The sequence below is a fragment of the Actinotalea sp. C106 genome (assembly GCF_023630195.1).
GTDB lineage: Bacteria > Actinomycetota > Actinomycetes > Actinomycetales > Cellulomonadaceae > Actinotalea.
Map to the genome: position 1 here is coordinate 1 of NZ_JALPKN010000653.1, position 516 is coordinate 516.

1 pseudogene is annotated in these 516 nt (G+C 77.9%); it reads left to right on the forward strand.

The features are described 5' to 3' along the window. Positions 1-516: pseudogene (locus L0B03_RS19020) on the forward strand (NAD(P)/FAD-dependent oxidoreductase); the annotation flags it as partial.

Consider the following 516-nt stretch of genomic DNA (forward strand, 5'->3'; position numbering starts at 1 on the left):
GGCTGGCCGCGCGCATCGACGGCGGCGACCTCGACGCCGACCCGGTCGCCCCGGGGTACGGCCCCGCAACCGACCCGTCCCCGGCGACCGCCGCCACGGGCGCCTCCGCCCCACCAGCACCCACCACGGCCGAGCAGCCTCCGACGGACGTCGTGCGCGTCAAGGCCCACGGGCTCGAGGTCGTCGCCATGGGCCTGTGCGGCGCCCGGTCGCGAGCCGTCCCGGGGCACCGGCACCTGAGCATGAGCGACCCCGCCGCCGGTCGTTACGTCGAGGTCGTGGTCGCCGAGGGCGCGGTCGTCGGGGCGACCGTGGTGGGGACGGCCGAGGTCGCGGCGGACCTCACCGCCGCCTACACCCGACGCACCCCCGTGCCACCCGACCCCGCGCACCTGCTGCTGAGGCCGGTGCGGGGCGCGCCGTCGGCCCTCGCCGCGGAACCCTCCCCGACCCTCATGCCCGACCGCACCACCGTGTGCCGGTGCAACGGCGTCACCAAGGGAGACCTCGTGGCCA